This is a genomic window from Chryseobacterium joostei, from assembly GCF_003815775.1.
GTDB lineage: Bacteria > Bacteroidota > Bacteroidia > Flavobacteriales > Weeksellaceae > Chryseobacterium > Chryseobacterium joostei.
Genome location: NZ_CP033926.1, coordinates 2,190,815 through 2,215,577, shown reverse-complemented (window position 1 = coordinate 2,215,577; position 24,763 = coordinate 2,190,815). Strand labels below are relative to the sequence as shown.

At 35.3% G+C, this 24,763-nt stretch carries 19 protein-coding genes; 7 read left to right on the top strand and 12 right to left on the bottom strand.

Annotation, left to right across the window (positions count from 1 at the left end; all coding sequences use genetic code 11):
- Positions 1-2 precede the first annotated feature (2 nt).
- From EG359_RS10125 to EG359_RS10115, 3 genes are read right to left on the bottom strand one after another with little or no spacing between them, the layout of a single operon-like run.
- A complete protein-coding gene (locus EG359_RS10125; RefSeq protein ID WP_123867333.1) occupies positions 3-3,677 on the bottom strand; it encodes a DUF6443 domain-containing protein in 3,675 nt (1,224 codons plus the stop codon).
- A 5-nt stretch (positions 3,678-3,682) separates the two neighbouring features.
- Positions 3,683-6,655, bottom strand: coding sequence for a hypothetical protein (locus EG359_RS10120; RefSeq protein WP_123867331.1), 2,973 nt, complete (start codon positions 6,653-6,655; stop codon positions 3,683-3,685).
- Positions 6,656-6,660: 5 nt separating this feature from the next.
- Entirely contained in the window at positions 6,661-8,259 is a 1,599-nt protein-coding gene (locus EG359_RS10115; RefSeq protein WP_076352731.1) for a T9SS type A sorting domain-containing protein, read from the bottom strand.
- A 560-nt stretch (positions 8,260-8,819) separates the two neighbouring features.
- Here EG359_RS10115 and EG359_RS10110 point away from each other — a divergent pair.
- From EG359_RS10110 to EG359_RS10085, 6 genes are all read left to right on the top strand, one after another.
- Positions 8,820-10,274, top strand: a complete 1,455-nt coding sequence (locus tag EG359_RS10110) for a tyrosine-type recombinase/integrase (protein WP_076352730.1) — start codon at positions 8,820-8,822, stop codon at positions 10,272-10,274.
- Positions 10,274-10,777: a hypothetical protein gene (locus tag EG359_RS10105; RefSeq protein WP_076352729.1), complete on the top strand. Its 504-nt coding sequence runs from the start codon at positions 10,274-10,276 to the stop codon at positions 10,775-10,777. Before EG359_RS10110 ends, EG359_RS10105 begins: the two co-directional genes overlap by 1 nt.
- 186 nt (positions 10,778-10,963) lie before the next feature.
- On the top strand, positions 10,964-11,227 hold the full coding sequence (locus tag EG359_RS10100) for a helix-turn-helix domain-containing protein (RefSeq protein ID WP_076352728.1): 264 nt from the start codon (positions 10,964-10,966) through the stop codon (positions 11,225-11,227).
- 121 nt (positions 11,228-11,348) lie between these two features.
- Positions 11,349-12,119, top strand: coding sequence for a DUF5131 family protein (locus EG359_RS10095; protein WP_076352727.1), 771 nt, complete (start codon positions 11,349-11,351; stop codon positions 12,117-12,119).
- 145 nt (positions 12,120-12,264) lie between these two features.
- Positions 12,265-13,800 (top strand): hypothetical protein, encoded by a 1,536-nt coding sequence (locus EG359_RS10090; RefSeq protein WP_123867329.1) that lies wholly within the window; start codon positions 12,265-12,267, stop codon positions 13,798-13,800.
- A 170-nt stretch (positions 13,801-13,970) separates the two neighbouring features.
- A complete protein-coding gene (locus EG359_RS10085) occupies positions 13,971-14,654 on the top strand; it encodes a hypothetical protein (RefSeq protein WP_076352725.1) in 684 nt (227 codons plus the stop codon).
- Between the two features lie 59 nt (positions 14,655-14,713).
- Here EG359_RS10085 and EG359_RS10080 read toward each other — a convergent pair whose 3' ends face one another.
- The 9 genes from EG359_RS10080 to EG359_RS10040 all read right to left on the bottom strand — a co-directional run bounded on the left by EG359_RS10080 (position 14,714) and on the right by EG359_RS10040 (position 23,105).
- Entirely contained in the window at positions 14,714-15,415 is a 702-nt protein-coding gene (locus EG359_RS10080; protein ID WP_076352724.1) for a hypothetical protein, read from the bottom strand.
- 15 nt (positions 15,416-15,430) lie between these two features.
- Complete coding sequence (locus EG359_RS10075) at positions 15,431-15,805, bottom strand: hypothetical protein (protein ID WP_076352723.1); 375 nt, start codon at positions 15,803-15,805, stop codon at positions 15,431-15,433.
- A gap of 10 nt (positions 15,806-15,815) precedes the next feature.
- Entirely contained in the window at positions 15,816-16,877 is a 1,062-nt protein-coding gene (locus tag EG359_RS10070; protein WP_084180337.1) for an SH3 domain-containing protein, read from the bottom strand.
- A 3-nt stretch (positions 16,878-16,880) separates the two neighbouring features.
- Positions 16,881-19,406, bottom strand: coding sequence for a hypothetical protein (locus EG359_RS10065; RefSeq protein ID WP_076352721.1), 2,526 nt, complete (start codon positions 19,404-19,406; stop codon positions 16,881-16,883).
- 12 nt (positions 19,407-19,418) lie between these two features.
- On the bottom strand, positions 19,419-19,922 hold the full coding sequence (locus tag EG359_RS10060; RefSeq protein WP_076352720.1) for a DUF4280 domain-containing protein: 504 nt from the start codon (positions 19,920-19,922) through the stop codon (positions 19,419-19,421).
- A 27-nt stretch (positions 19,923-19,949) separates the two neighbouring features.
- Positions 19,950-21,026, bottom strand: a complete 1,077-nt coding sequence (locus tag EG359_RS10055) for a hypothetical protein (protein WP_076352719.1) — start codon at positions 21,024-21,026, stop codon at positions 19,950-19,952.
- A gap of 254 nt (positions 21,027-21,280) precedes the next feature.
- A complete protein-coding gene (locus EG359_RS10050; protein ID WP_123867327.1) occupies positions 21,281-21,727 on the bottom strand; it encodes a hypothetical protein in 447 nt (148 codons plus the stop codon).
- Between the two features lie 6 nt (positions 21,728-21,733).
- Positions 21,734-22,705: a hypothetical protein gene (locus EG359_RS22640; protein ID WP_076352717.1), complete on the bottom strand. Its 972-nt coding sequence runs from the start codon at positions 22,703-22,705 to the stop codon at positions 21,734-21,736.
- A gap of 1 nt (position 22,706) precedes the next feature.
- Positions 22,707-23,105 carry a hypothetical protein gene (locus tag EG359_RS10040; protein WP_076352716.1) on the bottom strand — a complete coding sequence of 133 codons (399 nt, stop codon included), beginning with the start codon at positions 23,103-23,105 and terminating at the stop codon, positions 22,707-22,709.
- Positions 23,106-24,169: 1,064 nt separating this feature from the next.
- On the opposite strand from EG359_RS10040, the gene EG359_RS10035 reads away from it, so the two are divergent.
- Positions 24,170-24,694, top strand: coding sequence for an antirestriction protein ArdA (locus EG359_RS10035; protein WP_076352715.1), 525 nt, complete (start codon positions 24,170-24,172; stop codon positions 24,692-24,694).
- The last annotated feature ends 69 nt before the right edge of the window (positions 24,695-24,763 follow it).

Here is a 24,763-nt window from a genome sequence, read left to right as displayed (position 1 = left end):
AGCTATTTTTGTTTTTTCTGAATTTCTGTCGCATTTACCGCTGCCGCTCCATACATACCAGTCCCTATAAGAAAATTATTTACACCAACTACAGCTTTATCTACTCCTGTAGCTCCAACTTTTGTAGCTCCATTTAATTTTCCAAGTCCCTTACTCCCTAGAGCAAATCCAATATTGGAAGCTGCTTCTTGAGGAGACATTCCACCACCATTAAACACGGTTCTGAATGCAGATTCACCGTTTATTAGCTTTTTAGCTGAAAGCTCACTAACTCCACCAAGAACCTCTCCAGAACCATATGCTCCAAAAGTATCTCCCACAACACTCATTATATTAACATCTCCCGTTCCTAAAAATTGAGTAGCTGTACTTAATGTTGCCTTACCCGCTAAGACTTCTGCAGAACCTCCAGAAACTAAAAGAGGCGAAGCTTCTAACAACATAGGAAAATATAATGGTGCAGAAAGAGCTTTCCCTAAATTATCTACCGCTTGTGAACTTACATAAGGAGCATTATCTTGTGCAATAAAAGATTCTCCATCTACTTTATAATTTCCGCCTTCTCCTAAAACAACCGTTTTATTTACTCCTGTATCTATACCATTACTTGACATTGGTGTTGTATAAGTACTATTAATATCTCCACGCCCATTAGCATAACCTGCATATCCAGCATCTGAAGCTTGTTGAGCAGATGTTATATCACTTCTGTATTCCCAACCACTCTGACCTGTTCTTTTTACCCAATCTTCTGTTCCTCTACCATCAGGATCAGTAAATCTAATTGGGTTATTGACAGTATAATTATATGGCGACCATCTTCGGTATTTTTCAGCCAGAGGATCTACGACTCCCCATCTACCAATATCAGCCATATAGAATCTCGCTCCATAGTCATACATCCCTGTCTCCTGAAGCTCCTTGCCATTGTACTTGTAATTCTTATAACTACCTACTCCAAAGAATGCATTCCCTGTCTTCAAATGGTTCATCCCGAAAGGGTAATAGTCGTTGGCATCTGTAATCTCCAGAGCACCTACATTATTTCTACCAAAACTTACCCTTACATTTCCTAAATGATCCCTGTACTGATAAATATACATTTTTTTCTGATAATCATAAAAGCCCTCTGCCGTTGGAAAAAACTGCAATTCAGGATTGTGAGGATTCTTGATGATTCCACCACTATCGCCACCTGTTGGAGGGACAACCACACGACTCGCCATACTGAATGCCTGTTGCTCCAATGCAAACGTAGTTTCTCTAGAAAACATTTCAGCAGTGCCAGAAGAAGTTTTGTTCAGGTACTGAAATCCATCAATATAATCTGTAATCTCCTTGGTCCAGCTTGTTCCCGCAACTCCAACTGAAGTTTGTAAATTCTCCTTTCTCAGCTTTACCCCGTCAGCACGATAGTTGGTCTTTACCTGGGAGGTAATAGGATCATAGCCTATATCCAAGGTACGAGGCAGGTTCAGGAAGTTGTAGCTGATCCCCTTGATCTGCTTATCCAGCATATTGATCATGTTTCCGTTGGAGTCATAGGAAATGGTATTTCCCCCGCCCTCATATCCGGCCTTGTTATTTCGGTTGTCCTTGACATCCAAAAGACGGTTCCCAGGACTTGTCGGGGAGCCATAGTTATATACCAGCTCATCAATAACCTCGGCTGTGGTCCCGTTCATGACGGAAGTTCGGTATAGATTGGTAATGTTTCCATTCAGGTCATAGTTTATTGCCTCCGTATGCTCCTTGCTCCATGGGTTGTTGGGGTTCTGGTAGTATCCGGCTGTAAGCCTGTTCAGCCCATCGTAGGCATAACCATACCTCTTAGGTTCCAGGGGAGGATTGGCTCCCAGGGATTCCACGGAACGCCAGTCTACCTCGGCAATGTTTCCATTGTACATGGGTTTTACATCCTTGCCTGCAAAAAGGCTTGTGTCAGGGTTGGTGGTTCCATTCTTTTGGTTATACTTAATCTTGTAGGAAAACAATTTCCCACCCAAGTCAGATAATGACATCTGTGCCGGGTTAATATCGGTCATCCATCCCCTGATATTGTAGGCATAGTCAATGCTTTGCAGGTTATTTCCAACCACCTTGTTCTTAAGCTGGGACAATTCATTGTAGGAGTTTTCTACCAATAGCTGCTCAGGCCAGTAATCCACCTGATGATAGTGCTTCAAAAGCCTGTTTTGGTTATCATATTCAAAACGCTCCTTTACCGTTACCTCCGGTTCACCTGCTCTTCTTAGGTGTTGGGTTACCGTATTCTGGGGAACCCCAGCAAAGTCCAGCTTGGACTCCGTCCTTGTATATCCTCCCAAGTGATTGATGGAATGGGTGGCAATGGCCCTGCCTCTGGTATCATAATAAGTGTAGCTCTTTGTCCAGTTATCATCCTCAATGTTCTTCACCAGGTTCATCACGGGAAGTCCCTTGGTACTTTTCCCCCCAGTAGGAGCATCCGTTAGAGGAGTTTCTCCCTGAATAGATTGTGGAAATGATGGATTGAAGCTGTACCCCTGTGGATAGGTATCGTAGTAGTTAACACTTAGAATGGTTGGGATTCCCCCAATGAAATTATTATTCGTATAATAGATTGTCATTCCATTTTGGGTAAAGCCTGAGGTACTTCTTTCTTCAGCAATCACCAGGTTTTTGATCTCATTCTGCCTGTCTGATCTTTCTCCGCCTGTTAGGAATCCTGTATAGGCTATCCTACCTAATTGATCGTACTTGGTAATGATCCATTTATTCTGGGCCTTAAGGTTGGTGTCCTGGGTTAGAATCAGTCTATCTGATTTATCATACACCATATACTCCCAGCCTTTGCCTGGAAGTTTCTTTTCTACCAAACGATTTCTGCCGTCATAACGATACTGATAATATAGATTTTCCATTGTCGAAGACTCAACAGTCGGAGCAGAAGCCAATGGCGGAATCACATATGCTAATTGGTCATATTCATTATAAACATAATAAGTATCGGCATTTTCCGTTGCATTTAATGCTTTTCTTACCAATAAAACCTGTCCTTTTCCATTTTTAAACTCAGTGGTTTTATTTCCGTCCTCATCGGTTACTGTATTTTTATATAACTGATTCGGTAAGAAATATTGAAGCAATTGAACTGTAGTCTGCGTTCTGCCTTCAACCCAAGTCGTTGAAGTTTCATATTTTCTTACATAATCTGCATTTGTATTAGCTTCATAATCAAACTTTACAGGTTTGTTGGCCCAGTCGGTACCCACCTGAACCTGCTGCTGGATTCTGCCCAGGGGTGAGCTTTCCAGCTTCTTTTCCGAGTAAATCTTCTCCGAGCCATAAATATTAGGCTGGCTAGCATTGGACAATGGATCTGTAACAATAGCACCGTTTGAAGTGCCTCCCTGTGGAACAGGCAGGTAATCCAACACCTGTCTTCCAAAACCATCATATACGATTTGGGTGACAACGTCTCTTCCTAATGGGGAAGCTTTCACATTCACGATCTGTTTAGGTCTGCCTAATCCATCAAAATACTGAACGGTTTCTACCTGCTTGGCATTGACATCACTCTGGGTTTTCTCCTCAAGATAGGTCCTTGATTGTATATAGTTTTCTGTAGGGGTAAGCTGTGCCTGCATAGACTGGGTGATCAACAGCATACCTATGGGAATTATTATTTTCTTCATTAGTGTTAGTTTTTATAGTGGTAGCTAAATTCCTTTAATAGTTTTCCTCCTTGGTTATCTTCTCTAATTTCTATTAGCCTGTTTGAGATGTCATAAATGTAGATCTCACTGATCCCTGTTGGAGGAGTAATGCTTCTTACACCAACAAGTGGATCATAGGTGTAGGTAGTAACCTGGTAATTGGATAGACTGTCCCTGAATGTCTTAAGAGCACTTAATAGATTGGTTTCATTACTGCCGGACATTGCATAGCCATCCTTATCGGAGGCTGTTACAATGTTAGTGATTAAGGAGCTTGGGATGTTTTCCAGCTTTGCATTCTCAATCTTGGCAATAGGCCTGGTATTCTTGTATCCCCAAATAATAACTGTTGATATTCCATTGCCAATGGTGTACTGTTGCAAATTACCATTAGAATCATATCTATCATAGGAAATTTCTTCTCTAGGAATATTATTATTCTGAAGATCATAAGATAGTACAGAAGTAGGAAATGCATAGGTGAGATTATCATACTTTGTTTCTGTCTTGGAAATAACTTTTCCCGACAGATCATTGGTATTCTGCTTTTTTACAGTTTTGGTCTCTAATGGAATACTTACCATATTGTTTGTGATCAGCTTTTGATTTCCTTTTTCATGAGCATATTGGTAGCTGGTTTCCTGGCTTGTACCATCAGAGTAAGTGGTTTTTTCAAACGTTATCTGGTGATGATTTAAACTTTCATTAGCTGTGTCTGTTATGATGGTCTTTACTGGAAGCCCATTCTCATATTCTGTTTTGATCTTTTGGTAGTTTTTGATCATTGCACCATAAAAAAATGCAGTCCTGTATAGATTAACATCCAAAAGTTCTCCTGAGGTTGGACCGGTGCCCTCCCAATATTTTCCAGGTTTGTACATGGGAATACTTTTTACATTATGGGAAAGTAAATAGTTCAGTGGTATCTGGGCTGGAGGTGTAACTACAGGAAAGCCACTTTTAGGAATATTGTTGACTACTGTACCTCCATATTTTTCGTAAAATCTATAGGGGAGAGGTGTTCCTGAGAAACTATACTTGTTCTCCAGTTTTTCTACCGGTTTTCCAGAAGAGTCATAGGAAACGGTTTCTGTGTTTAGTCCCCTTGCCCAGCCCATATCGTCAGGAATATGATAAGGATATCTATAGTACTCCCCTCCATCTAGATAATTGGTATAACTATATTTCCTCGACCATAACACAGAGTTGTCCGCAGAAAGAAAAGATTCAGTTACCTGTGAATAGCCTACCTGCCCCGCATTGTTAAAGCTTGACATGGGTTGTATTCTATTTGAGATCTGTCCTGCTACTGTAGATATTTTTCCGTATGTATCTATAACGGATAAATAGTCGGGGATACCCAAAAGTTGGCCTGAAGTTATTCCATTATCCAGAGTATAGGTGAATTTTCTTTTTGTAACCTTGTTGTTATCATTGGTCTCAATTCTTGATATTCTTCTTCCTCCACCCACAAAGTTATTTGATGAGGGAGTAGGATATATCTGGGAAATCAGATGATCGGGAATCAATGAATTGTTATTCTCATAGTAAAAACTTTCAGTTCCTCCTGTAGGGTAAGTTATTTTTGTTAAAATTCCCGCCTCGGCCGCATCAGCATATACATTCCTGTCAGCAACGGTTTCGAAGATATTCTTGAAATTAGGCTTTCCATTATAATAGCCCCAATAATCGATGGAGTTGGAATGACGATTGGGTAGTTTCCTAGGATTGTACTCGAATTTATATGAGCTAATTACTTCATTGTTGTATGGTTCAACTTCATTGATCTGATTCAAAAACAATCGCTTATCACCCTTATTGTCTGTAGTTAGTACAGTAGGTTCAATATTGGAGTGATCGAGATCTCCCTCACGAAAGTTTTGCAGAAGTTCGATTTTTTTTATGTAGGGCTGCACCTGATTTTCCGTCTCTTTGATTTTTTTCAATGTAAAACTCTTGAGGGCATACCCTCCTTTTAAGTCCTGGCGTACTGTTGTATCATACTCCAAATCTAATTGCCCATCCGGAAAGGATATACTTTGAAGCCTTTTTTGCTCGGTCCTGTTGAATCCCATGGAAATACGCATGTTAATAGGCTCATTAAGATTTTTTTTCAGGTCTGTTTTGGAATAGGTGTCAACAGTTTCTGGTGTATAGTTAAAAATATAGCTATATTTTAGTGTTTTGACTTCCTTTAAATGCCATGCTGTTCTATGATTATCATCACTTGCTGTTACATCTCCGCTGCCTAATAACTTTGAACTAGAAGATTTAACAATATCATATGCAGGGGAATTTGAACCAGCTGCATCCTGTCCAAAGAAGTATTTAATCCCCAGTTCATCTGTAATTGTGATTCTATCGATTGCAAAATCTGAAGCATTGATATTAACATAGTCTATTTTGACTTGCCAATCTTCAAAACCTTGAACGACTGCCTTTTTTGTAGAATTATCTATTATGAATTTTCCTGATTTTCCTAGAAAATTGATGATATATAAATCAGGATCTTCATCCAAAGGTTGACTTGAGTCTGAGTAGGTAGAACCAATGGTACGTTGAGCTTGACGTACATTGACATCAGTCTGAAAAGTAGAATTATAGTTATAGGTTAAATAACCCTGATTATATTCGTCTGGTCGTTGTCTTACCTGTCGGGTTATTAAACCTCCAGCGTTCAGGCTCCATCCGGCTCCGACGGCAGATGCTATTTCACCAACGAGGATTCCCTTTGTATCATATTGTAGAGATATATTAAGCGGAAGATCTCCCGAGTCAATATTAAATAAAGGAATATTTACATTAGCGGTTCCTCTGTAATAAGAAACCGGACTCTCCACAAACTTTGCCAGAGAAGAGGCATTGGGAGATGGAGGTAGCACTTTGGGTGTATATTGTGCCTCTACTATTGAATTTAAAAATAAAATGGTCCCTAACGTGATTATTTTTCTTTTCATCGTGTTTATTTCTTAATCAGTTTAGCGTTTGCTGTCTTGTTATTATCAGTCTTTATCGTCACCAGATAAGCCCCCTGAACCAGAGCCTGTGTATTAATTTTCGTTACTCTGTTTTTTGTTTTCAGGTTTTGCAGTTGTCTTCCGCTCATGTCATACACCAGAATATCAGCTTCTTTGAAATCATAGCCTATTTCAACATAGGCATAGTCCGACACTGGGTTGGGATAGATCTTGATGTCATATTTTTCAATCAAGTCATTCACCTGCCTGTCACCCAGCTTTACAATCTTCCAGTTTTCCTTGCCCAGTTCCTCGGCACTTGTTCCTGCCAGAATGATAGAGCCATCTTTGTTTAATCTTAAATCCGAAAGTCTTTCCTCCCTTTTCCTGGATTCTCCCTTGATGTGCTTTCTCCACTGCTCGTTGCCATTCCCATCCAGATACAACATCCAGAAAGTCTCATCATCCTTTTCCACTCTTCCCTCAGCCTGAGTGTAGCCTCCTAACAGAATGCCTTTGGAGGATTTAGAATCTGCTGAATGAATCACGTTCATACCCATCAGAATATCACGGTTTCCAAAGGTGTAGGACTTCTGCCACTGCTCATCGCCACGCTCATTCAAGGATACCAGCCAAAGGTCTGTTCCTTCTTCAACTCCCACCGTCTTGTTTCCTGACCTTTCCGATCTGGATTCCCCGCCAATAATGTAGCCATTGGAAGCCAATGCAAGGGTTCTGATATGGTCATCTCCCTTTCCGCCAAGGTTCTTTTCCCATTCAACCTTGCCGTTCTTATCGAGTTTGATGATCCAGTAGTCACCCTCTCCAAAGTTTTCGCTTTGCTTGGAGGTTGTGGAGAGTTGATTGCTGTTAGCCGATTTTTCATTTGAGGCATTGCCACCGTTATTGACAATCCCGCTTCGGGAATAGACGCCCAGTAGTGCGCCTCCATCCCTTGTGGAAATCATTTTTTCAACCTCGTCAAGACCTCTTCCACCTAAAATGAGTTGGGAGATTTCCTTGCCATTTTTGTCGAGTTTGACCACCCATACATCCTTGGAGCCATGTCCCTTGGGTGAGTTCTGGATGTTTCCTGCCATAATGAATCCCTGGTCCGTGGTTTGGATCACTGCCCTGGCTTCCTCATCCGAGGAGCTTCCCAGGGTTTTCTGCCACAGCTCATCCCCAAATTCATTGATGCGGATCAACCAGACATCTGAACCTCCCTTGGAGTCGTCCTTTTTATCCAATCCTTTCCCTGAATACGAGGTTCCTGCCAAAAGAAATCCTCCATCCTGAGTGGTTACCGTCGCTGAAAGGTAATCGTGGTTGTTTCCTGAAAAATATTTTTCAAAAGCCTGTTCTCCCTGCTGGTTCAGTTTTACCAGATGGAAGTCGTAGCCGTTGTTTTGTCTGTTATTTTGTTGGAGTTTATCGCTCTGAATGGAGCTTCCCGTGATTAGATACTGCTGATCGATGGTAGTGGTCACCTGACTTAGAAAGTCCTGTGTGGAGGATTGAATATCCTTTTGCCAGATCACTTCCTGGGCAGACGCACCTAACACAGTGCACAAGGTAAATGCACCGAGATAAATCTTTTTCATTCCTGTATTTTTAAGTTAGTAATTAGTTTTATTATTTTGTTGCAAATTTAACTTTTTTTATGACTTATAGCTCATGTTGTAGTGATTTAATATGAGGTATTTAATTCATAGATGTATTTCATAATGTTATATCTTAATCTAATGCAAAGATATTTCCAGGAAGCGACAGAATATGACGTATTTTAATTTTGTGCTGAGCGATGTGTTATACTTTTAAATATGATTATATATGAAAGAGTAGAAGAGGGTAATAAGTCAGAAATAAAGATGTACTGTGGTATTCAGAAAAGTGTAATAAGAAAGATTGAAAGTAATCAATAAAAAAAACAACCATCTGTATATTAAGATGATTGCTTTTGTTTGGTTGTAGACCCACAGGATATAACATCTTGCATTTGTTTATTTCTTGCTGAATGAATTTGATTGCTTTTATTGTTGATTAATAAGTGGTTAAATTTGATTGTATGTAAATGAATTCAAATAAATTCAAAATTTACAGTGACCAAAATAGTGACCAAAATTGAAATGTTCGTATATTTGTTATGCGAATATTTTATTTTATGGCACAATACAACAACGAAACAGGAAGTGTAAATTTCAGGCTGAAAGAACCAAAGACGGAAATCTCCCGAATAATGGGTAGGTATTCATTTAAAGGTTTACAGACGGATTTTTCAACAGGTTTAAAAGTTGTTCCGAGCAATTGGGATGTAGATTCCAAAACAGTTATTTCTGGTGGAGATAAAAGAGAAATTAACCAAAAGCTGAACAGGTTCAAAACTTCAATTGTAGATGCTCACAAAAATTTTAATGAGCATTACAATCGTATGCCAACAAAAGAAGAACTGAAAACCATTGTTTGCAATGCTGTAGAGGGAAAGCAACTCAACACTGTGCAAAAAAACAAGAAATCTTTTGATGATGTATTCTTGGAGTTCATGAAAGTGATTGATCTTAAAATTAAACGTGCTATTGCATCAGGTCAAAAACCACTGCATAAAAGTTATGTATCATCTTTTAATGTGATGTACCGTGATTTAAAAGATTTTGCTACTGATAATAATATCTTTTTGGACGTTGACAAATTTGATGAAGTACAATGTTTAGAATTCCAGAACTGGCTTTTAGGTAGTGAGAGAGTAGGAGAGTTGAGTACACTTAGAACCCGAATCAAAAGACTAACTGCGGTACTTAAACGAGCATTTGAAAAAGGGTATACTGAGAATAGGAGCTATATGCAGGATGAATTTAGTGTTAAAGTTCCTCCAAGCTTCCATACTGTACTGACTGAACCAGAGATCAAACTATTGTATGAACATAATTTTTCTGCCTCGCCAAGGCTAGAAAAGGTGAGAGATCTTTTTGTTCTGGGTTGTCATACCTCGCTTAGGTTTGGAGATATTACACGAATTGAGAGCGGGCATATTGAACTTAATTCTGGAAATATTAGTATTTTATTAAATAAAGGTTCTCAAGTTGATAAATACAAAACAGTGAATTTTCCGATCTTTGGTTATGCAGGAGAGATTTTGAGCAAATACGATAATGATATAAAAAGTATTGCAATATCTAATCAAAACACTAATGAGTATTTGAAAGAACTGTTTAAGGCTGTACCTTACTTTAGTGAAAAGGTAATAACTCGTGAACGTCCAACTAATGAGGGAGTAGTATTTGAAACAATCAATTTTTCGGATAAGGTAGCTTTTCATGATTCTAGGAGAAGCTTTTGTACCAATCGATATATTGAGGGATGGGACTTATTGGAAATATGGCAGTTTACAGGACATACTGACGAATCTGTTTTCAAAACCTATTTCAAACCGACCTTTGAACATGAGCAGGTAAGACAGGAAAGTATCAAAGTTAGAAATGAAAAGCTTCAAAAGGTTGATTTACAGACTAAAGAGATAGAAGAGCTGAAAGCCCAAATGCAGAAAATGCAGGAACTCATTGAGAGTGGAAACATGGAGCAGTTGGCAGAAATCATTAATATCAACAAAAATGTTTCTTAATGTTGAATCTACCTAGCGAAAGTGAATGTGCAGAACGTCTGAAAGAGCTAGTTTTAGAGCGTGGATTGAGATGTGGATGTAATGACACCAGAGGTTTCTATTGGCTACGGAAAAAAGCTTGTTTTGAGTGTAAAAACAGAAGCTGTAAAGCAACCTTATATCTGAAAGGATTAACTAAAATGAGAGGGAGTAAGCTCCCTTTTCGTATTTGGTTAGGTGCTATATACCTGTATGTGATTGACCAAAGTGTCACAGCTACAGAAATACAGAAACAATTAGGCCACGATACATACAGTTCGATATGGCAACTTCTGGCAACAATTAGGAAGCTTGACATTGAAATATCCGAACTTCGGGAAAAATACAAGACTGAAAATGATAACACGAATGTTATTCCTGACCGTTTGATGCATTTATGGTGGCTTGACTTTCATCAAACTTTCTTTTTCAGACAGCCGTCAGAGGTACAGGACGGTATCTGGAATTGGTTGATTGATTTTTAGGTGCTGTTCCGATATTTTTTAATTTTAACAAATTTTAACTTTTCTTTGAAACTCCCTGATAGATTCAAATTCAAATTTTCATTAGAAATAGGGCTACGAAAGGATTAAAACGATTTTAATGCTTTTGTGTTTCTTTTGTATAGTTCATAATTTTGTGGTATTAAATGAGATATAAAAACAAATAATATGGATTATTTTAAAGATTTTTTCAAAAAAATTGAAGATTTAATTGATGGTAAATTAAATCAATTTGAGTGTAAACTGGCAGAAATGTATAAGCCAGAGGGTAAAGAAATAATGACGAGAGTAGAAACAGCAGAGTATTTCGGAGTTTCGCTCGGAACATTAAACAATTGGTCAAAAAGCGGGATTTTAGTTCCTATCGACTTCGGTGGTAGAGTGTATTATACCCGCAATGAAATTCAAGCAAAATTAGGATTGGCTTCTTAATCTTATTCGGGAAATTCTAAACAGTCCCGATCTACTTAAAAATTCACACTTTTAATATTAATCAAGACATAGTTTGAGTACTGTGTGGGTACCCTTTGTGTCATTTTTTTTTTAATAGATTATGGAAAATACAAAAATTCAATGGACAGATAACACATGGAATCCGTGGTATGGCTGTCAAAAAATATCACCAGGATGCAAATTCTGTTATATGTATAGAGATCAAGAAAACTATGGAGGTAATCCCCAAAAAGTTTTTAGATCAAAAACAAGATTCAAAGAACCTATGAAATGGAAACAACCCAGAATGATCTTTACTTGTTCGTGGAGTGATTGGTTTATTGAAGAAGCAGACCTATGGAGAAATGAAGCATGGGAAATTATCCGAAAAACTCCACATCATACCTACCTGATACTTACCAAAAGACCTGAAAGAATCAAAGATCATCTTCCTAGTTATTTTGAATCATTACATAATGTCTGGATTGGGGTTTCTGTCGAAAGCCAACAGCAAGTAAGTAGAATTGCTTATTTGAATGATCTGTCATGTATCACTTTTGCGAGTTTTGAACCTCTAATCGGAGAGATTGAGTGGGACCAAAATATGAATCTTCTAGATTGGTGTATTATCGGTGGTGAAAGCGGTTATGATACGGGAAAGCATAGATACAGACCTATGGAGTTAGCGTGGATGGAGAAATTGATTGATGCTTCCGTTAAAAATAATGTAAAATGCTTTGTAAAACAACTGGGGACTTATCAGGCAAAATCATTAAGCCTCAAAGACAAGCATGGCGGGGGTATTGATGAATGGGATTCACACCTACGGATAAGAGAATATCCAGAAAAAAGAAAACCTTACGACTTATTTTCATATTCAATTTCTGAATAATCTAGCAGAATAACCAGTTTAACTTCAACTGCTGGGTAGTAAACTTTTTAAATCTCCAAAAATTTTAACAATTCGAGGTTTAGCCGTAGTAAGGTTACTATGGAGAGCTATTGCTATGCCTAATTTTCAACAAAAACAAACAAATATGCAACAATATAAAAGCAAAAAATTAAACCGTAAAATAAATGTAACGGCTTTCTATCACAAAGATTTTAAGTGGAAAGTAGTATTACCTACGATCATTTATAATTATCTTCAAGACAAGCTTCAAGAACAACCGCCATTTAAAGGATTCAAAGAGGATATAGCCTTGTATTACCTTAGCTTAATTATTAGTGTTCCAGCACGGAAAAAGGACAAAATATATAAATATGGTTATGTCCCATTGTTCGCTCAGGCACTAAAAGATAAAAACTACAGATACAAAGAGTATTTTAAATACTTTCTTGATATTGGTATTCTTGAATATAAGGAGTATTCAACAAGTGCTAAAAAAAGCAAAAGTTTTAGATATAACTTTTCTAATATCAAATTTGAAGGTACTGAATGTGTTAACTTTCAAGTTTTTGAAATTTCTGATGTGAATTTTAATAAAAAACTGCTGAAAGAAGATCTTTTTAATGACTGTTTTTCATCATGCCCGCAATTATGTACTTGGTTTGATGAAGGCCTTCATATTGATTTTGATCGCCTGTGTTATGATATGCAATCGGAATTTTGCTATAACAAATATAATTTGAACTACAATGTATTCAACCCAATCTTATCAAGAGTGTATAACTACTGGTACTCGGCACTAATGTTGAAAGAACAATGTTTCAGAGTTTCCCGTAAATCTGATTCTGATAATAGATTACATACTAATTTAACCAACATGCCATCTATATTTCGCCCGTATCTGACTTATCATGATGAAAACATTCAAAGTCTGGATATTAAGAACTCACAACCCTATTTTATGGTTTTAGTATTGGAGAATTTAGAGAATAGTAATGTTAGAGGAATTATAAATAAAGTATTTAATAATAATAGTGATATGGGTATAATGATGCAGAAATTACAACAAATCACCTCTAGTAAAGCATTTCAAGAGGAATTTAGCCCTTTGAAAAATGCGGTGTTGACAGGCCAGTTTTATGAATTTTTAATGCCACTTTTTCCTGATATTAAACCTTTTAAAGTAGTTTCTGATAGTGATGGTGAACTAATCGAGTATTATCAACATCGTTTTTATAATTCCAGCAAAAAACTAATCGAGCTTTGTGAGTTTAAGAGTAAACGAGATTTAATGAAAAGATTGACACTTCAAATTCTGTACACCCCACTTACAAGACCTTCAAAAGAATATATGATCTTTAAGCTGCATTTTCCATTGCTTTGTGAATGTATTGAGACTTTTAAGGCTACCACAGATGAATCAGATTCGTTCAAGTTGTTTCCTAGACTTCTGCAACAGGTTGAATCTGATTGTGTACTTGATAAGATCTCAAAGGAACTTTGTGAAAAATATCCTCAAATGCCGCTTTGGACAATACATGATTCTTTCTGTACTACTCAGAGCTGGTTTCCGATCATGGAAACTGCTGTTAAGGAACTATTTTTAAGCTATTCTGACGGTATTTTACCGAGTTTTAAATGTGATGCATGGTGTAAGGATTGTGAGTGCCTGAAAGTAGCTTAAAATCAAAATGATTGCTTAGGTAGAGTAAGTGTTTTAGTGATAATTTGTACTTTATTTAAAAGAAGTAAACAAGATTATGGTTTTCCGTAAGCTTTACTAAAAAAGGCTTTGAAGGATTTAATTTTTCTAATGATTGTGATTTAATATATTTGCGCCCTAAAAAAAATATTATGAATCAAAAAAATCACATTGAAGAAATTACTAAGTACAATGCTAAGATTTCTATTTACAATTTAGTTTACAAAAAGTTCAAGATTAAATGGTGGGCTTACATTATAATCCCGCCATTGCTACCTACAATAGCATCTTTTATACTTTTATTCTATGAAAAGGAATCATGGATATTTTTGACATTTTCTCTTATGATAGTATTTTGTGGTATATCCGCTAATTTTTTGGTAACTAAGATTGAAGTCGTTATTAGAACCTATTATAGTTATGCCTTGATTGACAATAACAAGTATAATTATAGTTCATTTTTGGAAATACAAAAAAGGGTACTAATAGATTTACTGGGAGATACTCTGACTAAAAAAGATAATTTGCTCTTTTTGATAGATAAACTTTCAGCTCAACAAAATAAATATTCCTATGGGCTTTCAGTGCAAACGGTAGTAATAACGATTTCAATTATAACAGGAGGGTTCTTATCTAAGTTCTTAGATTATTCAACAGATATGCAGGATTTTTATGATGGTTCTAGAATTCTAATTTCTATTATACTATTAATGGGCTTTACAGTAATTATTGTTGACTTTTTCTTCGTGAAAGGTTTTGTGGAGCAATATATAAAGAATAAAAACAGATTGGTAAGAACATTAACTAATATTTATTTGGATAAATATGCTGATTAATTTTTATGATAAATAGATAAAAAAATAACCTTGGAATAATTTAGCCAAGGTTATTTTAATTATTTTCCTGTTTTAGGAGAGCTAGTTCTTATTGGCCCTCCTTGCGACACTTCTCTAGGTTCTTGCGGTCTAGGTGGTGGCGGTGGCGGAGTTGGTGTTTGCCCTCCTGATAGTCTTTGATTCATAATTTTTATATTATATATTTCTTGTTTTTCATGTTGGATATAATTAATACTGAAAAAGATTCCTGTCAAAAATATAGTTGCTGTGCAATTTATTAAATGAATTTTAGATTTATACAAATAATTTGCTTTCCTGTCATTGTTAAACATATTTCTATTAATGCAACTAGACAAAATTTCATCAACATTTTTTGCTACTAACATTTCAAAAGTAATATCATTCGCTATGAAATAATCTTTATGGCTCTCATAATAAGGTTCCAGTTTATTCTCTTCTTTTTTTACAAAATCAGTACAAGGAAAATAACGATAAGTATATTTTTTACTTTTAAATATTCCATTATAAGATAATAGAACGTATACTATACTTATAATCCAGAAAGTTACTGTTGTCGCTATACACGCTATAAAAGCCACTTTTAAATAGATATTCTCATCTTGGTAGTTGTACTTGCTAATTAAATAATAAATTCCAGCAACCAGACCCGTCAATATTCCAATTGGAATATTCAACGAATTATCTAAGGCATATCTTCTTTCATCCTCTTTATAATACCATTCTAAAAGAAAGTTATTCATCTTGTTATTAATTTGTTAGCGGTTAATACGTGGTTTAATTTCATCACCGAAAATTACTGACCCATTTTCAATTGTATATGGGTGAATACTTTGGTAATTACCATCTAAAGAAAGAAATACTTCTGTAACAATAACATCTTTTCCATCAACTGTACCATTCCAGGCAATAGCTGTTGCTCGGATATCTTCGTCCTTTAGATCTTCTCTTACTCCTTGTATTAGTAGATCATACATTTCGTTTGAATCAGTTGTTTCAGAATAAGCACCAATGTAAGTCAAATCGCCATTTGCTCTAATGTATGTACCAAAAGGAGCAAACTCACCATTTTCTTTTAGAAATAATTCTGCTTGCTCTATCAAAGAGTTTAGTAATTTTTCGATGTTGTTCATTAAGGATACATTATTTTGATTTTATCCTGCTTTTATGAATATATCCTTCTTTTCCTTCATTAGTCTTGACTAAAAACCAATCTCCAGCATTATCCAAAACCTCAATATGTTCTCCTGATTTTACCTTTTGTAGAACCTCAGAGGAGGTATTTTTATCTTTTCTTAAATTGGTATAGCCATCTGGGTCAATTATGATGGCTGAAGACTGGCTGGCTGTTTTTTCGGAATTAATTATATATCCTTTTAATGTGTTTTGAATATTTTGATTAAAATAATTTCTTTCAAATACATTAAGCTTTATCAATAGTTCTTCACCAAAAAGTGGACTGATATCTATGAAATTTATTGTTTTGTTTTGCCATGCGGTGTATAAACTTGGCGAAAATATACACTCCTCAGTACTAAATTTAGATATTTTTCTTTTAAAAGACTCGCTAAATTCTTTTTCTTTATCTGGGAAGAGAAATAACTGCCCATTCTTTAAATCAATATCACCCAAATTATCCTTAAAAAAAGACTGTTTTACAAAAAATTCATCTAATTGTGGAAAAATTGTATTTAATAATGTCGTTTCATGATATTTGGCTCCCTGTTGTATAAAAAATAATGGATTCTCTATAAAGAACTTTGTAAGTTTCTCACCATATAATTCAACACCATTATAGGCTACATCATTATCTTTGGAAAGTTCGGATAAGATGTAAAATGCATTTACATCTGACAATTGAATCATTCTGATAATCAATAATTGAGAGACTAATGTTGATTTAAATTCATCATCTTCAGTTTTTGTCTCTTTTAAAAATTTTATAAACTCAGTCCTATAATTTTTATCTAATAAATCTTTAATCTCTATATCTTCAATATACTGATTATTATATTGATATTTTTTGAGGTCGATATCGTTTTTTTGAAAAATTGTATTATCAATAGTAATACCATCTATCAACCTCGTTTCATTTATGACCTGAGTATTATTCATAAGATTATCTTGTTTTTTGTTGTTTTTTTGACAGCTATATGTCACAAATAAAAAGCTTAAAAAAAATATGCTTAATAATCTATTTAACATGATTTATTTCTTTAAAGTTAATTTTCCAGGTTTAACGTTTGGATTATTTTTATGATATTCAACCCACCAATCATAAAACTGCTTAGCCTCAGAATCCCATATTCTTATACATCCTTTCGTTCTCAGTAGATCTGGATTTTTTCTTGGCTCAAATGTTTCCGTTTCTTGCCTTCCACCATGAATTCTTATGGCTGATCTACCACTTTTATCTGCTTCATCACCAGTACCCTTTATTGGCTCAAATGCCAGTCTTGGATTGGGACCATAAGTCGTTCTTTTTTTTCCTGATGATGATCCCATTATAAATGGAGATGATGCTATTTGATATATTCCAAACGGAGCATCAGAATCTGTTATCATTCTATCTTCTCCTGCTATCCCTTCAAGTAGACAATCTTTTATTGTAAAAACAATCTTTCCTGAGTGATCGTAAACCTCCATCTTTCCTCTTCTACAGTTGTTCCTAATGGGGGTTTTTTCTTTATGTGTACATTTACTACCAGTATATTTTTCTGTAATGATAACGTTCCATACTCCTTTTTCCAAAGTAGGTTGGATTTTTTGTTCTTGGCTTTTTTGACATTCAAAAGTTTTAACTTTATGAGCTTTTCCTTCTTCATAGAAGTTACTAATGCTTTTTTCAATTTCCCAAATATAAGTCTTTCCCTCTCCATCATATTCCTTTTTTCCTCCATTTTCGTATCTTTTTTTTTCACCTTCTTCATGAAGAAAAGTTGGATTTTGTCTGTAGCCGTAATGTCTTGATTTGCTTAAATCTGTTAATTTTCCATTTTTTTTATATGCTAAGGGGTATTGATTATCAAAAACAACATGGTTAGGTTGATTTCCTCTTCCAACATCAACGGGCATTAATATTGATAAGTAAAAATCTGTAAGAGTATTTATTTTATCTTTCTTTTTTGCTAAATATTTCTCAACATAATCTAATTGCTGTATTGCGGTCATTTTTAATAAATCAGCTCTTGTAGTTCCAACGGATTCTGCTGCGGAATCTCCAAATTGTATGAGTCCAACATAGCTTGTTTTCTTTCCTGCGGTTGGTGAAAATGTTTTTCCTGTCTCCAATGCCATTCCTGCCATTAACAAATTAGGATCTTTTCCTAGTCTTTTTGCTATTTGTATAACTTTTTTTCTAAATTCACAGCTGACTTTTTCTCCCCAAATCAAGTCTTTATATTGTTCTTTACAAATACAACTAGAAAGAGTTTTTCCTTGTTTCGGTTCTTTCACCATCGTTGCACTATTCCCACTTTCCACTTCTGTAGGAGTTGCATCTATACTCACAGGCATCACGGCAGAGTTTACAGAAATATCATTGTGTATTACTTCTATAAAATAATCCTGTCTACTGCTATCACTACCGCCATCATTGCCTTCGATAAACATGTTTTTTGTTAAAACAACCCAGATGAAATTTTTGTCATAAAGCAATTCATAATCTTTCTCAAAAATCTTATCATTAGTCCATTTGATATTATCTTCCTCCCATATTTTCACCGTCACTTTTTTGTTTTTCATATCCTTTGCTGTAATCTTCATGATGACGGTTGCCCCCACTTTGGAAGAATGAAGTTTGTTTCCTTTTCCATCAACAAATTCAGCACTTAGTATCTTTCCCTGCGGATCATCACTTTTTTTTCCACCTGTGGTTACTGGGAATTTTGCTGAATTCCCATCAGGTTTAGGTTTGGGCTTCTCTGGAGCTGGAGGTGTTTTAGGTTTTGCTGGTGTGGGAGTATCCCCTTTAGGAACCTGTCTTTTTCTTGGAGGTTCTGGATTATAAGTAGGATTAACTACATTTACGTTAGGACTTGCTTTTTGTATATGTTTACTAACTACATCAGCCGTTACATAATATTCGTGGGTTGCTCCCTCGCTTTTATCGCCTGATGCAGTACGTGCATTGGCTATCAGTACAGCCATCGTGTAAAAAGGTAATCTGAAAACAGCTTCTGCCATTCCTTTTTCATTCACTCTGCTAAGAACAGGGACAGGGTTTATTTTATTCAAAGCATTTATTGTAGGATTGTGTCCTTCTCCCTGAGCATCATCTTCCCAAAGGGTAAAAGCAATATTCATCTCGAACATCTCTACACAATATGCCCTTGCAATAATGGTATCTTTATAGCTTAGCTTTTTACCTTTTGGAATAGGTTTATAGTTAGCATCCAGAAGTTCCACTCTGGTTATTTTAGGTTCTTTAGCCCTTTGTGGATGTACAATCAGTTCTCCATAGTCTTCGCCCTGACGTACAATGATCTTTATTCCCTTATGAAATAAACTCTTCTGTCCGAAAATATAAGGAACCATTTGACCTTCTTTATCACTTCCACCTTTTCTCCAGCCTGTTTTAGTCTGTACCATCACTTCCCAATGTGCTTGGGGTACTTGCAAAGGGTTTTTAATAGGTTGTAAAGGATTCATCCAGCCATTTATTGTAGAAACAGAATACATTTCCTGTTTTCCTATCACAGGCTTATCGTTTCCGATGATTGTTAAGTTTCCCATATTTGTGTGTTTTTAATTACAGATGTTTACATCTTCTTCCTGTTCTTCCTGAAATTCTTTGTAGTCAAGCAACGGGTTAATATTCTGTTGCTGTTTTGGATCTGCATTTCTGACATTCTGTTGAGTTACCTCCGCAGTTTGCCCATGTTCTTTTATGGTTATTTTTCCTCCTGTTGTACACATCAATTCAGAAAGTTCTGTAATACAACTTTTGTTCATGACTTTTGTCTTCTCATAAGGTTTTTGCCATTTTCCAGCAGGGGCAAAAGCACAAGGTAAATAACCGCCTGAGCTTGGTTTCAACTTGCACTGTCCAAAGCTAGGACCAGATGGAGTAAACTGTAGATCATCTTCTGTAACGGCTAAATAATCCGCTTGTCCTTCTTTGTTATTCCAGTAATGTTTCTGGTGCGAGGTTACTTTAAACTGTGGAAACTGATTCCCTTGATTGCATTGGGCTTTTCCTTTTTGGATCACGAAATATTTACCATCGTGAGGGGATGAATTTTCTGACATCGTATTGTGATTTGGTGGTTTTCAAATTTAATAATTATCTGTAATTCTTTCTAATAAAAAATCTTCTCTTTTGATATTTTCATCCCCAAAATATTGGAATCTTGCGTCAATTTTATACAATGATAAATTTTCCCGATTAAAAAGATATTCTGCAAAATGTTCACAATCTATAGGTTTATTTTCTATATCTGTTTTCTCATCAAACTTGGAATCTGTAAAGTGTAATCCTTCCAAATTTCGACTATCAATAGAGATACCTTTTTGCTGGATCTTTACTCTTTCATCATCTACAATATCTTTAGGTAATAGTATATTTTGAAATTCAAATCGTATCGGTTGAGCATCAAAAATCCAAGGATAAAAATCATAGTAAACATCCGAACTCGTCCAGCTTCCTAATTTAGTTCTGTAGAGTGTACCAAACATAAAAGAGTTAAATAACGTATTTTTAAACTTCCGTAAAATGATTTCTGGATTTTCAATGATACCTTTCATCTTTTCAATATAATCAGATGAATATTGATCTGGAAAAAAGTTCTTTATGGAATCTAATTCAGAAACAATATCTTCTGTTTTCTTTGTCAGTACTATATTAATAAGTTTTCCTTCAGGATCTATACTATATCGAATTGGATAGATAACCTCTATGCACATTTTGGCAAGGGTGTCCATTTTGGAATCAGAAGTTTCCTCATTTTTTCTGAAATCAAATGCTGAAAAGAGAAAGTGATAATGCCCGTTTTTAATTCCTTCAAGATCTAATCTTACTTTGTTTTCATATTTTGCAAGGATTGTATCATCGGAATAGGTAGTCTGGGTAATTTGATAATTTCCTTCCCAGAGTTTAAAGTCAAAAGGAAATTTTCCTTTAGCTGGGAAATCATAAAAGCTTTGATTATTATCTATGATTTTTTTGTTGAGCTCAATGATTTCAGATGATGATGGAATATAGATTTTCATTCCCTGAATAATATCCCCATCAAAACGTTCGGACAAAGAACAATTTTGATTATGATACTCCCTTAAATATTCAGGATTTTCAAGCTGTATCTCATTACAGAGATCAGTAAGGGATTGTCCTGATTTGGTGTAATAAATTATCATTGGATTTGTGTCTTTTTATGTTTGCAAGTATACTTAAAATTGTTTAAAAGTTATATAGGTATTTTCCCCATACTTTGAATTAATATCTTCTGTTAGGATTGATTGAATGAGTTTAAGTTTGATTAGTATAGAATATTGTAATATGAAATTGGAGTATATATTGGTAATATGTTGCAGATTTTTCATACCTGTTTATTCATCAGTGTTTGTATAAAATAAAGCCCTGATTGAAAGTGTATCAACCAAGGCTATTTTTAGAACTTAATCAAAGTATTCCATGTGTTACTTACGTTATCTTTCCATTGAATCTGAGTAGCGGAGATCTTTTTAAACTCAAAGCTTTGTACTGTTCCAGTAGCTTTATAGTTTATCGAAAATTTATATTCATTCTCAGAACTTATTTCACTAGTGCTTGCTCCCTTTGGGGTTGAGTTGATTATGCCTGTCATACTTTGCTCAGTACCTGTCACCAACATTACAAAATCTTCTGTTGTGAATTTATAGATCTTTTGAGCGGTTGTACTATTACTAACTCCCCAAGTACCTTGAATCCATACTGGTGGATGAAAATAAGGGGTTAGATGCGGATTAGATGGTTGTGGATTAGTTGGTGTGTTGTCATCCTCATTATTGCTACCAGAGCAGTTTACTGTTAATAATGTTGATGTAAGCAATAATGCTAAAAATAGTTGTTTTTTCATGATTGATTATTTTTGATTGTTTCTTTTCTGTTCGTTCTCCCAGATTTCATATTCTGTCTGCAATCTTTTTGCTTCTTCCCATTCTTCTGGCGTAATACTTTTTAGTTCTTTAATAACCTGTTCCTGTTCTTCTTTAGTCAAAGTTTTGGGAGTAGGTTCCTGACTTGATACGGTTGTATTATGGATATTAGAAATTCGTTCTTTTTCCTGGCTTGCTTCTGTATAAGTATCAAAGCGCCTCATATACCTTTCAAGAATGTTTTTGTCAAACAGATATGCATGGCATTTTGCTTGTGTATCATCTAAGATCATATATTCTTCATCAGTTGTAAGCGGGTCAGGAGTATTAAAAATTCCAGTTACTATTACAGACTCTTTACCGAAGTATTTATCCTTTACTTTAAAAACAACAAACGAGTGTTTTATAGCTGTTTTTAGTGTGTTTTGAGGTGTTGCGATGTTTGTGTTATTTGAGTCGATTTTTGCAGTATTTATGGGTGTTATTGGCTCTTGTTTAGTCTTGTCACAACTCATGCCTAAGATTGGAAGTATAACAATCAAAACCTTTAGACGGTATCTTTTGAAAAACAGTATGATTAATGTGTATGCCAGCCAAAACAGCAAAAGATATTTGTAATCACTAAAAACAGATTTTGCATACAATAAACCTTTATTAGAATAACTTTTAAACTCAGAATCATATAATAACTCACTGCACATCATTCCGTTTGTAGGGAGATCTATTTTTGTCCCAAATGGAGTTGTTTGATATAATGCACCTACGGGAGTTGTTCGGGTATCATAAGTTCCGCTAATAACAATCTTATGGTTGTAATCAATCGCAGGTCTGGTAAGGTTGGGTATATATGAAAATGTACTGAAATGTTGGATTACAAAAACAGTTACAAACGATAGTACAAAACCTATCAATACTGACTTTGGTATGTTACGGTCAACCTGAATAGTTTTCTTTTCCATACTAGTAATATTCAGCTATTCCATCATTATCCATAACAATAATCTTTTTGTAATCCTGGGAAATGAACAGGTAGATGTTTTCTTTTGAACCAGTGTTATAGTATAATGATTGTTTGAAAATTATACCTGAAATCTCTTTATAGCCAGATTTTTTTATTTCAGCCGCCCAATATGCTTCATTATTGTTATTATAAACTGTGAAAAGTTGAGTTGCTCTTCCATCTGTAGAGACTTCAAAATAAAACTTGTAATTTGAAGTTTCGTCTGAAATAAGTTTATACTGCGTTTGTCCGTAGCTGTCGGTATATTTTATACTTTCCTTTCGGTGGTTGAAATAATAGTTTTGGGAAAAACAGAGGGTACTCAGCAGTACCAGTGCTCCTGATAATAGCTTTTTCATAGTGATTTTGTTATATCACTCAGCCCCAAAGTGAAAGGTTATTAATGCAGAAAGCGTGGGACTACACTCAATTTGCTATAGGAGGTTCTGACAAAACCATGTAACACAAACAAGTAATAGCCCGCACGCCATAGCACGGGCATCAACTGTTTATTCTATGTTACATTTTTGAAACTGTCAGATTTCCTATAACAGAATAAAAGCAGACGCTTTATATTTTTTCGTTAAAATTCTAGCTACGAAGATATGAATTTTTTCAAATAAATCTTGATTCGGTGTGGTAGCCACTTTCTGGCTTTGGTATTAAGGATTTAAAGTACAGATCAGAATAGATCTATTTTTGTTAATATATTATCTGCCGTTTTACCCCAGAATATAAAAGCCTCTCAAAGAATTGGGAGACTAAAAATACAAATGATAAAAAAGCTTGTTAAGTACTATGGATAGATGAGTTTTCATGATTTCTGCAACATCATACTTATATATACTAATTTATTTTATTACTATATCACACCCTAACACATCTCAAACCATCTTAAATCAATATTTTAGGGTTCTTTGGGGTAAACGATATGTGGTGTTTTGAATAGAGTCTTTTTTTCTCCGCAGACTTACAGACAAAGTGTATAATACTTAGTTGGTAATTTACACCATCCTCACCAACACTTATTTTAAAAAGTACCCCCATATTTCACTATCAAAATTTTCAAATAGGTTCCGAGGGTGTACCCACTAAGCAGATTTCGCACCCCCTCAAAGATCTTTTTTTGACATACCCCCGCTGGAGGTTTTTGTTTTTCTCAAACATGTTTTACTTTTCCTGTGCTTCGAGTGATTAAAAAGTTTTTAACAAGTGTTGATGTTTTGGTTGAAAACAGCTTGTAATCCTTGTGTTTATCAATGTTTTGTTGTATATTTATACTGCTTTTCTAAGCTACTTTCTACTAAAAAATACCTTGTTTCTATGTGTACAAGGTTCCATATAAAAACAAAAATGCCTTGAAGTGCGGGAACACAACAAGGCGACATCAATAAATTTTAAATCACACTTAAAACTTATCAACATGACAAAGTTAACAAATTGTCTTGATACTGCTAGTATCTACGTAGGAACGTACGCAAAGTACAACAACGGCTCACTATTTGGGAAATGGCTGAACCTTTCCGATTATTCTGATTATAACGAACTGCTCAGTGCAATTTATGAACTTCATAAAGACGAACATGATCCCGAATTTATGTTTCAAGATTATGAATGCCCGATTCTGGAAAAGCTGGGATTGTTGAGTGAATGTCATATATCAAAAGATATTTACGATGTACTTGAACAAATCAATGATTCTGGACATGCTGTAGAAGTTTATGAAGCCTGTTTGGATAATCTCGGGAAAATGGATTTTCAAAGTTTGTATGAATATGTAAACAATTTTTATTACGGCGAATACGACAGTGATGAAGATTTTGTACAATGGCTGTATGAAGATGATTCGTTTAATATTCCAAATTGGATTGTCATTGATTGGAGTGCAACCGCACGGAGTATAATGTTTGATTACTTTGAGTCTAACGGGCATTATTTCCGTGCTTAAAGATACAATCAGATTCAAGTAGGTCCAAATAGGTTTACTCAAAGAGTTTTTTAGAAAAACAGTGACCAA